The organism is Okeania sp., from assembly GCF_983059655.1.
Genome location: NZ_CEZPJD010000242.1, coordinates 1 through 10,191 on the forward strand (window position 1 = coordinate 1; position 10,191 = coordinate 10,191).

The following is a 10,191-nucleotide window of genomic DNA, read 5'->3' on the forward strand; positions in this document are numbered from 1 at the left end:
ATACCAATTTTATAAATGTTTGTTACAAATGTTAGGGACGTTGCATGCAACGTCCGTACAAAATAAGGAAGAGGGAAGAGAGGGAAAAAGGAAGAAGGGTTAAATATTGAAAAAAAGGGAAAAAAGATAGATATAACTATCTAAAATGAACTGTATTAGCTATTTTTAAGCATATCCGAATCAATATCTACATTTTTGTAGCATTCTTTTTTCACGCTTGGTATTAGACATATCCAGAAAAGAGGGAGTAGGGAGTAGGGAGTAGGGAGTAGGGGGAAAGAATTGATAATTTCTGTGCGATAACTTATTTTCTTTTTTATTATTGGAGATGTGTATTAGCTACTAGTAGACATTAAAGAAGAACTTCAGTGGCCAGCTAGCATATTCTTTGTTGAAATGCCTTTGTTTGCGGAGCATTCTGGAACGGAAAAGGGATTTCAATTCCTCCGAGGGCCATCCGACATATAAGAAGGCGGGGATTTTTACCAAGAGTCATAAAAGCTGATAGCTAATAGCTGATAGCTAAAAGCTAGTTAACTTTTGTACTCTTTACCCTTACAATCTTAAAACATTGTAAATATTTTCAATTTTAGTTCACCCTTTTATTAATTACCCTTAAAAACTATGGCTATTGGCTACCTCGCCTTTGTTCTTCATGCCCATCTACCTTTTGTACGACATCCAGAAAGTGATTATGTCCTAGAAGAAGAGTGGCTCTTTGAAGCAATAACCGAAACTTATGTCCCCCTGATACAAATGTTTGAGGGATTAAAACGAGATGGCGTGGACTTTAAAATTACTATGAGTCTCACACCACCTTTGGTGTCTATGCTACGAGACCCACTATTACAAGAACGTTATGAACATCATTTAAGCTTACTTGAAGAATTAGCAGAAAAAGAATATGACCACAATCTTCATAACGGTCATATCCGCTACCTTGCAGAACATTACGCCACTCACTTCAATAATGTTAGAGAACTCTGGGAACGTTACGACCGCGACTTAATTTCTGCATTTAAACAGTTTCAAGACAGCAATAACCTAGAAATTATTACCTGTGGAGCCACTCATGGTTACTTTCCACTAATGAAAATGTATCCGGAGGCAGTCTGGGCACAAATAGAAGTTGCTTGTCAAGATTATGAAGCAAATTTTGGCCGTCGTCCTAGAGGGATTTGGGTGCCAGAATGTGCCTATTATGAAGGTCTGGAGCGAATGTTGGCAGATGCTGGCATACGTTACTTTTTAACAGATAGTCACGGCGTACTATATGCTAGACCACGGCCCAGATTTGGTAGTTATGCTCCTATCTTTACAGAAACAGGGGTAGCTGTTTTTTCTAGAGACCATGAATCTTCTCAACAAGTTTGGTCTTCTCAAGTAGGGTATCCAGGAGACCCAGAATATCGAGAGTTTTATAAAGACTTAGGTTGGGAAGCAGAATATGAATATATTAAACCTTATATTATGCCTAATGGCCAGAGAAAGAATACTGGTATTAAATATCATAAAATTACAGGCCGTGGCTTAGGATTAGGAGATAAACAACTTTATGACCCACACTGGGCCAGGGAAAAAGCTGCTGAACACGCTGGCAATTTTATGTTTAATCGGGAACGCCAGGTTGAGCATTTGTACCATATTATGGAGCAACTTCCGATCATTGTTTCTCCCTACGATGCTGAGTTGTTTGGTCACTGGTGGTATGAAGGACCTTGGTTTTTGGATTTCCTCTTCCGTAAAACTTGGTATGACCAAAGTACCTATCGGATGACTCATTTAGCGGATTATTTGCAGAAACACCCAGAACATCAAGTTTGTCTTCCAGCACAGTCTAGTTGGGGATATAAGGGTTTCCATGAATATTGGCTCAATAATACTAACTCCTGGATTTATCCTCATCTACATACTACTACAGAGCGAATGGTTGAATTAGCGGGACGAACACCAGCAGATGAGTTGGAGTTACGGGCATTAAATCAAGCAGCCAGAGAACTTTTGCTGGCTCAATCTTCTGATTGGGCTTTTATAATGAGTACGGGTACTATGGTTTCTTATGCTGTGCGGAGAACAAGATCTCATTTGATGCGTTTTAATAAGCTCTATGAAGATATTCTACAGGGAAAGATTGACTCAGGTTGGTTGGAAAAGCTGGAGGCGATCGACAATATCTTTCCTCAAATTAACTATCGAGTGTACAAGCCACTTTATTCAGTGAGCAAAAGAGGGAATAGGGAGTAGTGGCGTGACACACCTTAAATGGTTGGTTAGATGAGGGGTGTGGGGAGACCAGAAAGACAAGGAGGACAAGGGAGAAAAAATCTAGTCCATAGTTTTGCTGTGTCACGCCAGTAGGGGGAAATAATTGATGATTTATAGCAATGTGTGCTGGCATATTTACAAATTGCAGAAGGTGTCCAATAGCTAAAAGTCTTATACTATCAGCTTTTATTCCCTCTGTTGCCTGCGCGCAGCGCTATATGTGGGATAACTTATTTTCTTTTTTATTACAGCGGTTTTCATTTGGGTAGACCACAGTAGGGACATTTCCATGGGAACGTCCCTACAAGGTTTTGTTTATAAAGATGTGGTTCATCATTGCGCCAAAACGCTACATATATTAATTTAATATAATGTAACTCTACATATAGCGTTTAGAAAGAATAAATATAAAGATTTGTAAATAAATAGCATTTTGTAGCAACAGTTACAGAATTATTAGTTAATATGAATGTGTAAGGGAAAAAACTTCCCAAACATAAGTTAAATAATCAGGGGAGAAAATCTAAAGATGTTTACTGAACCTCAAGCACGCTCTTTAATGGTACGTCATCACCACCTCGTAAAAAATCGTCAACAGTCAATGCTAAACAGAGTAGCTGTAGAAGTGGGCTTAGAAAATAGTAACTATTGGGGCCATATTCAAGGAAAAGTACAGCCTAGCTTTAGGAAAAATTATGAGCGTGGTCATGCTTCGATGAGCTAATATCATGTCCGGTTGAATACTTAACACTTTGGAGTAAGGAAGGCAGAGGGCAGAAGGAAATATTGGTTCAAAGGGAAAAGGTTTTTGGTCGCGTAAGCGGAACGGAGTTCTATCACGCTATTATCCAAAAATAATCTAGTTTATTTTCTTTCTTGCCATCTTCATTAATCTTTAACAAACAACAGTTAATTAAACAGGAGAACGAAAAATATGTCTGTAGAAAGTCAAGCTCGCTCCTTAATGATCCGTCATCACAACCTAGTGAAAAATCGTCAACAGTCAATGCTGAATCGCACCGCAACAGAAGTCGGTGTAGAAGCAGATAATTACTGGGGAAATATTCAAGGAAAACCACATCCTAGTTTTGTCACTACTTATGACCGTAGTCATGCTTCCATGAGCTAGAGTGAAAATCAAAAGTCAACAACAAGCAACAGGAGAACGAAAAATATGTCTGTAGAAAGTCAAGCTCGCTCCTTAATGATCCGTCATCACAACCTAGTGAAAAATCGTCAACAGTCAATGCTGAATCGCACCGCAACAGAAGTCGGTGTAGAAGCAGATAATTACTGGGGAAATATTCAAGGAAAACCACATCCTAGTTTTGTCACTACTTATGACCGTAGTCATGCTTCCATGAGTTAGAAATATTTTCTGAATAATTGAATAATGTTTTTGACTCAAGAGTCGTAGCTTCCCTATCTGAGATATCCATCAAAGGAAGCTGCGACTGATTTTTTTATCCTCAAATGAAAATATAGATTTTTGATGAATTTTAATCTGTAATACCGTATGAACTAAACTGTAGAAAATCGTGACAGCTTAATATCTTGATATTGGATTAACCAACACTGGCGCTCTCGGCGCAGCTCACTATTCCCATCCTTCGGAATGCTACGCAAACGGCACTAAATGCCTCTGGGAATTTCTTTCTGATTATCTGAATACTGCCATTGACATCAGCATTGATCGCTTTACCTGTGGCACTTCTAAACAAACCACGTTTGACTCGTTTTCCCACATACAATTCATGCTTACAGGGCAATTCTAGGTCAATAGCAGATGTTTTACTGGTGTAACAATCTTTCAGTTTCAATGACTTTTACCCCAACCAGTTGACACTTATAAGTTATCTGTTGAATTAACTTAGCGTGAGGTATTTGAGTAAAATTTTGGTTATTTTTTTTGCCCATGTTTGCACCTTGTTTCCAATTATCATTTTTGCCTATGACTACAGTAGCAATATTATTTGTGGTTAAATACTCAACCACTAAGAAACTGGTGTTATGCAGATAATTGGAAACAAAACGATTTCGGTGATAGGTTAACGCTTCAATCTTACGGCTAGTTTTTTTCTGGCCCTTGAGAACACTTTGATATTTAGCTTTTCGCTTGTTGTAAAGCTGATTGACGCTTTTTAGTGGCTTCCCATTAACAAGCAGAGGTTTCACACCAGGCTTGTTTGTAGCTAGAGCAACTAATCTATCAATCCCTAAATCTATTCCTGCTATATATGTAGACTCTATCCGTTGTTGTTCAGTTTTTTCATACACAACTTCAATTACATAGCAGCCAGTTGCAGGTACTATCCTCACTTCAACTACAGACTCAACCACTACAGGTATTTTGATATCACTCATAGATAAGTGACAAATACCGTTTTTTAGTGGTGCTTTATATACAGACTCTTTTGAGTAGATAACTACATTTCGGCCTTTGGTTTTGTCCTTATACTTTGGTATTTTGGGTTTACCTAGAAACCTTTGTGGGTGTTTTGACCAAAAAAGAAGGTCTCAAGCCTCCCCTTTCAAGGGGATGAAAAAAATAAAGTTCAATATTTCAAGCCTCTGACTTCAGGCAGAGGTACTGATAACTGATAACTGATAACTGATAACTGAAATGACCATTCTTTTATAGCTTGAAAATAGCCACGCCAAGATGCCGTCAAACACTTAATTATCTGCTTTGATACCTTGGTGGGCAATGCTAGATAAGCATCACTATTTTTGGTGGCGTGATATAGCTTGGTTAAATCTAGACTTTTTGAGAAAAGTGAAAAAATGCTGACGACAATAATAGTTAGCCAGGTTGTACAAGTTTTTTGATTTAAAGGCTAACTCATCACACACCTGCCAATAGATATGTGTTCGGTTAATCATATGTCTGTCAACAAGTCGCATTCACCTGAATTATTTCCTAAGCTTTAGTTACCTGTTTAATATTAAAACACTTTTCTACAAATAGCAACTACTTTCTACAATTTTTATTCAACAGTTAATCACCCCCTAAATCATTTATAATTGCCAATCAGCACAATTATCAAATAAAGGGAAGAAAAATGTCAGACTGGCAAGTAATTGATGGTGGGGTAACAGCTCCCAAAGGATATCGGGCAACAGGAGTTACTGCGGGGTTCAAACCCTCCGGAGCACCAGACTTGGCCTTGATTTTGTCAGATGTAGACTCGATCGCAGCTGGAGTCTTCACGACAAATCAAGTACGAGCTGCTTGTGTGGACTACTGTCGGCAACAGCTAGAAGCTAAACCAAGTGCTAGGGCAATTTTGTGTAATTCTGGACAAGCAAATGCTGGTACTGGAAGTTTGGGTTGGCAGGATGCTGTGGAAAGTGCTGAAGCATTGGGAAAAACACTCAATATTTCTCCAGAGTCAATATTACTAGCTTCTACAGGAGTTATTGGCAAACGAATTAAAATGGATGCTCTCAAAGCAGCAATTCCCGAGTTAGTCTCTACAGTTTCTACGGAAGGGGGAGAAGCGGCAGCAAAAGCTATTGTTACTACAGACTTAGCCACAAAATCAATTGCTCTGGAAACTAAAATGGGCGATCGCCCGGTGCGCATTGGTGGTATTGCCAAAGGTTCTGGGATGATTCATCCAAATATGGCAACAATGCTGTCATTTGTAACTTGTGATGCAGTGGTTTCTCCTCCATTATGGCAAGAGATGTTGACTAGAGCAGTTAATCGTAGTTTTAATCAAATTACTGTTGATGGGGATACGAGTACTAATGATACAGTAATTGCTTTGGCAAATGGTCAGTCTCGCACCTCTGCTATTACTAATGTGGGGGCGGAGGCGGAAAAGTTGGAGGCAATGTTGACAGAAGTTTGTATCTATTTGGCAAAAGCGGTTGCTCGTGATGGAGAAGGGGCAACTTGTCTGATGGAAGTTCAGGTTACAGGAACATCTGATGAAGCATCTGCTAATCAAATTGCTAAGACTATTGCCGGATCTTCTCTTGTAAAATCAGCTATTTTTGGTCGCGATCCCAACTGGGGAAGAATTGCCGGAGCTGCTGGCCGTGCTGGAGTGAAGTTTGAGCAGGAGCAGTTACAGATCAAGTTGGGAGACTTTTTGATGATGGAAAATGGTCAGCCTTTAGATTTTGACCGAGCTGCTGCTAGCGAGTATTTGAAGCAGAGAGCAGCGGGAGAATACCTCAAGGATGATACTGTGTTAATTTCTGTCAAAGTTGGGGATGGTGTTGGTAGTGGAAAAGCTTGGGGATGTGACCTGAGTTATGACTATGTGAAAATTAACGCTGATTACACTACCTAATAATTAATATTTTTGCTGAAAAAATATTAGGTGGATGCGATGGCTTTTTGAGTTATTTTTGAGGAGCGATCGCATCCTAATTTTATCTATTCCTAGCTAATTTTTTTTGCTGCTAAGTTGGGAGCTTTAGAAAAATAATTAATCAAGTTTTGAATGTTATTAATATTATTAGTCCAAATTCCAATTTCTTCATGGCAGTTATCAGTATTTCCTGGTTTTGAACAGAGAAAATTTGCACTTGTAACTACGGCAAACTTATAATCACAAACCCAAACTTTGGCATGAGTGCCTATTAGTTTCAGTTGAAAATGTTTGGGGTATAATTGTTTAAGTTTTCGTAATTCACTCATAGCATCGTATTTCCAAGTATTAGAAGGTTTAAATTCCCAACAACCATTACCAGGAATAATAACATTACCAATATCTTGTTGCCATCCCCAATTAATCTGTATTTTTACTTTGCGGTTAAGGGTATTTTTAAATTCTTGAATCAGATTATTATCGAGGCTATAACGAGTTAACCAAGGGCAAACAATAATGATTTGTTCTTGAGCTTGACGGAGGGTTTTTAGGAGTAAATAACGATGTTGATGTTTGCCTTGGATGAGTTCTTGGTAGTTAAAGGGGTCGATATTTTCCCAGTGGGAATTAGTGGTTATAAAAATTTGGATATTTCCTATTTATTTAAGGTATGAAACTATTCTGCTGACAATTTCATTATTTGTCGGTAAGATAAGTTAAGAAGTTTAGTAACCTGACTAGGTACGAAAAAGTAAGGTTCACCTAAAAAGTAAGTTTTATTAGTCAAAGAATGATGGATGAGCAAGAAGTATTAGAAATTGTTAATGAGGCAATTTTTCAAAAGGAACGAAGAAAACTCAAAGATATTGAAGAGCTTATTTTTATTGGTGCTTTTCAAAAGCATACTTATGGAAAAATTGCTGAAAATAATGGCTATGATGAGCAGCATATTAAAAATGAAGGTGCTGCTTTTTGGAAGTTACTATCAAAAGCGTTGGGAGAAAATGTGAGTAAAACTAATTTTTTAGGAGCATTGGAAAGACGAAAATCTTGCTCTGAAAATTCATCTATCTTGCTTTCTTCAAACAACTATTTACCGCAAGAATTAACTACAGAAATAAATACTCTCAAAAAACCAGATTTTGTAGGGCGAGAAGAAGCGATCGCTCATATTAATACTCTTATTACTAGCCGAAATGCAAAAATTATTGGTATTTATGGCAAGGGAGGTATTGGAAAAACAACTCTTGCTCGTGAATATTTGCAAATTCAAAAGCTGAAAATTTTAGAGCTTAATGTTGGGATGGATACTGAATATATTACTTCTGTCAAAAGTTGGATAAAACGTCAGATAAAGGAACAATTTAAACAGCAAGCTGAAAAAAAATTTATTGATATGTTGGAGCAACTCAAGTATTTACTCCAGAATGAAAAAGAAAAAGTAGGAATATTAATTGATAATTTAGAAACTGCTCTTGATGAAAAGGGAAAATTTAAACAAAAGCATCTTGATTATATTGAATTAATCACAAGAGTTCTAAATCATCCCACTATTAATGCCATAACATTAATTACTTGTCGCGAACAAATTAATGAGGCAAAATTAAGTTTTATAGAATCATATCCACTGCCAGAATTAAGTGAGGTCGCATGGCGAGAATTTTTCAGCATATTTGAAATTAATATAAATACTCTTACTTTGAGTGAAATTCACAAAGCCTATGGCGGAAATGCTTTAGCAATGAAAGTTATTACCCATCCAATAGAAACATATTATGGTGGTAGTTTACAGGATTATTGGCTGGATAATAAACAATTTTTATTAAAGGGGCAAATTAAGGATTTAATTGCTAGTCAGTTCGATCGTTTATTTGAACATGACCGTCATGCTTATAATCTTCTCTGTCGTTTAGGAATTTATCCTTATCGAGAAATTCCTAGAGTACAACAAATTGGGATTTCTTGTTTACTTTGGGATGTAAAAAAATCAGAAACTATGCAGGTAATTGAATCTTTAGAAAGACGATATTTAATAGAATTTGAAGCGGGAGAATATTGGCTACATCCAGTTATTAGAGCAGAATCTTTGACAAGATTAGATACTCTAGATAATACTCTTCTATTGATGAAGAAAGAAATTGATAAATTATTGGTAAGAGACGAGAAATTCCAGCATTTTTTAGAATGGCTAAGAGAAGTTACTCTTCTAGATTCAGATTTTACTCCATTAGATTTGAGAGCTTTTTATCTTTGTCTTGAATATGTGTACAGTTTCAGAATTTTCGAGCAAGAAGAATATTTGAAACTAGCCAGTTTTTTTGGTATCCCTTCTATAGAAGAAATTGGGGAAGTATTTTTTGATTTTATTACTTCTACTGATGTTAGTAAGATTGCCGAAGAAATGAAAGTAGTTTATGAAATACATGAATATCGACTATACGACCTTTTAATTGACAAAAGTTTATACGATATACTTGAATTTGGCAGGTGTTCGAGCTTCGATCTTAAAAATTATTTAGCAAGTCAAATTGATTATTTGACTGGAGATGGACAGTATATTGATTTAGAGTTAAAACAAGCATTACAAAAATTAAAATGCGAATTGCCAGACCCAAATCAAAAAGAAGAACTGTTTGATGCTTGGTGGGAAATTAATAGTCAAGATTGGGCGGAAAAGCTCAGAAAATTAATGATTGAGTATTGTAATATTGGTCATAACTGGCAATTTAGTCGGTATGATTGCTTGCTTTTAGAGGAATATTATCATGCAAATGTTTTACTTTTATATTGTCTATACTATAGTGATTATCATTTAACTGATTCTGTTCAAAATAAAATTAAAGATGAATTACTTTTACCCATCGCTGAAATCGCAAAAAGGAAAGAGCAAAAATGACAGATAAAACCTAAGCAGCAGACATAACTATTGCAACGAAAAAAATTGGTTCAAATTGCTGCTAAAAATCTAAATATAAACTAATACAGTTCAGTTAAGACGAAAACTCATAAGATATGAAACCATTAGATAGGCTTTTCAGACTACAGAACTACCAAAAAAATCCTTAACTGAAACGTATTGCAATATAAATAGGAGTAAAACAATATCATAAAGCATCCAAACAAGTACAAAATACTGTTAGTAAATTACTCAAAAGCTGTCATTCATATTTAATTAATAGTATCAAAATATATTGAACTTAAATGAAATCAGGAGTATGGTAAAACAAACAATGAAACCCTATTTTAGGGACTTTAAAATTACAAGAAAAATATTTAGATTTTGAGTCGCGTTTTTCATTAATAGACTACAACTATCAGTTATGTGACTCCTCAAATTTTAACCATACTCACTGCTATTTCTGTAGTTTACCTTGATGAAAACCGCTAGCAAATGATAATTTGGTAATTACTAAAGCAGTTGACTTTGCCTAATACAAAGAACAATCGCTTATCTGATCGAGAAATCTTCTGCTTCTAACAATGGAGTATTTGTCAAAGTAACAAATTGACCGCCATCACCGAAACCATCTTCGCTACCATTAGGGTTATCAACAGTATTCAAATAATTGGACAAAGTTAAACACAATTAGACAAATACTCT

General features: G+C 36.3%; 10 protein-coding genes. 6 read left to right on the plus strand and 4 right to left on the minus strand.

The genetic code is table 11. The features are described from left to right. Positions 1–624 precede the first annotated feature (624 nt). The 4 genes from AC3DU7_RS15100 (at position 625) to gifA (AC3DU7_RS15115) (ending at position 3,634) form a co-directional block, all read left to right on the plus strand. Positions 625–2,244, plus strand: coding sequence for a glycoside hydrolase family 57 protein (locus AC3DU7_RS15100; RefSeq protein WP_488040153.1), 1,620 nt, complete (start codon positions 625–627; stop codon positions 2,242–2,244). A gap of 550 nt (positions 2,245–2,794) precedes the next feature. Next, complete coding sequence (gene gifA, locus AC3DU7_RS15105) at positions 2,795–2,989, plus strand: glutamine synthetase inactivation factor IF7A (RefSeq protein ID WP_488040154.1); 195 nt, start codon at positions 2,795–2,797, stop codon at positions 2,987–2,989. A 210-nt stretch (positions 2,990–3,199) separates the two neighbouring features. Continuing rightward, complete coding sequence (gifA, locus tag AC3DU7_RS15110) at positions 3,200–3,394, plus strand: glutamine synthetase inactivation factor IF7A (protein WP_488040155.1); 195 nt, start codon at positions 3,200–3,202, stop codon at positions 3,392–3,394. 45 nt (positions 3,395–3,439) lie between these two features. Then, complete coding sequence (gifA, locus tag AC3DU7_RS15115; RefSeq protein ID WP_488040155.1) at positions 3,440–3,634, plus strand: glutamine synthetase inactivation factor IF7A; 195 nt, start codon at positions 3,440–3,442, stop codon at positions 3,632–3,634. Between the two features lie 196 nt (positions 3,635–3,830). Here the strand turns inward: gifA (AC3DU7_RS15115) and AC3DU7_RS15120 are convergent, their stop codons facing one another. Continuing rightward, positions 3,831–4,085 (minus strand): transposase family protein, encoded by a 255-nt coding sequence (locus AC3DU7_RS15120; RefSeq protein ID WP_488040156.1) that lies wholly within the window; start codon positions 4,083–4,085, stop codon positions 3,831–3,833. Continuing rightward, positions 4,057–4,731: an RNA-guided endonuclease TnpB family protein gene (locus tag AC3DU7_RS15125; protein WP_488040160.1), complete on the minus strand. Its 675-nt coding sequence runs from the start codon at positions 4,729–4,731 to the stop codon at positions 4,057–4,059. The genes AC3DU7_RS15120 and AC3DU7_RS15125 overlap by 29 nt, the downstream gene beginning before the upstream one ends. 596 nt (positions 4,732–5,327) lie before the next feature. On the opposite strand from AC3DU7_RS15125, the gene argJ reads away from it, so the two are divergent. Next, complete coding sequence (gene argJ / locus AC3DU7_RS15130) at positions 5,328–6,569, plus strand: bifunctional ornithine acetyltransferase/N-acetylglutamate synthase (RefSeq protein ID WP_488040157.1); 1,242 nt, start codon at positions 5,328–5,330, stop codon at positions 6,567–6,569. A 92-nt stretch (positions 6,570–6,661) separates the two neighbouring features. Here the strand turns inward: argJ and AC3DU7_RS15135 are convergent, their stop codons facing one another. After that, positions 6,662–7,201, minus strand: a complete 540-nt coding sequence (locus AC3DU7_RS15135) for a phospholipase D-like domain-containing protein (protein ID WP_488040161.1) — start codon at positions 7,199–7,201, stop codon at positions 6,662–6,664. A 179-nt stretch (positions 7,202–7,380) separates the two neighbouring features. On the opposite strand from AC3DU7_RS15135, the gene AC3DU7_RS15140 reads away from it, so the two are divergent. Continuing rightward, on the plus strand, positions 7,381–9,486 hold the full coding sequence (locus AC3DU7_RS15140; protein ID WP_488040158.1) for an NACHT C-terminal helical domain 2-containing protein: 2,106 nt from the start codon (positions 7,381–7,383) through the stop codon (positions 9,484–9,486). Positions 9,487–10,038: 552 nt separating this feature from the next. Here the strand turns inward: AC3DU7_RS15140 and AC3DU7_RS15145 are convergent. Continuing rightward, on the minus strand, positions 10,039–10,164 hold the full coding sequence (locus tag AC3DU7_RS15145) for a hypothetical protein (RefSeq protein WP_488040159.1): 126 nt from the start codon (positions 10,162–10,164) through the stop codon (positions 10,039–10,041). Between the last annotated feature and the right edge of the window lie 27 nt (positions 10,165–10,191).

What these genes read in the sequence shown, in the direction of transcription:
- AC3DU7_RS15100 (WP_488040153.1), top strand. Translation starts at nt 625, where the DNA reads ATGGCTATTGGCTACCTCGCCTTTGTTCTTCATGCCCATCTACCTTTT.
- gifA (WP_488040155.1), top strand. Translation starts at nt 3,200, where the DNA reads ATGTCTGTAGAAAGTCAAGCTCGCTCCTTAATGATCCGTCATCACAAC.
- AC3DU7_RS15140 (WP_488040158.1), top strand. Translation starts at nt 7,381, where the DNA reads ATGATGGATGAGCAAGAAGTATTAGAAATTGTTAATGAGGCAATTTTT.
- gifA (WP_488040155.1), top strand. Translation starts at nt 3,440, where the DNA reads ATGTCTGTAGAAAGTCAAGCTCGCTCCTTAATGATCCGTCATCACAAC.
- gifA (WP_488040154.1), top strand. Translation starts at nt 2,795, where the DNA reads ATGTTTACTGAACCTCAAGCACGCTCTTTAATGGTACGTCATCACCAC.
- argJ (WP_488040157.1), top strand. Translation starts at nt 5,328, where the DNA reads ATGTCAGACTGGCAAGTAATTGATGGTGGGGTAACAGCTCCCAAAGGA.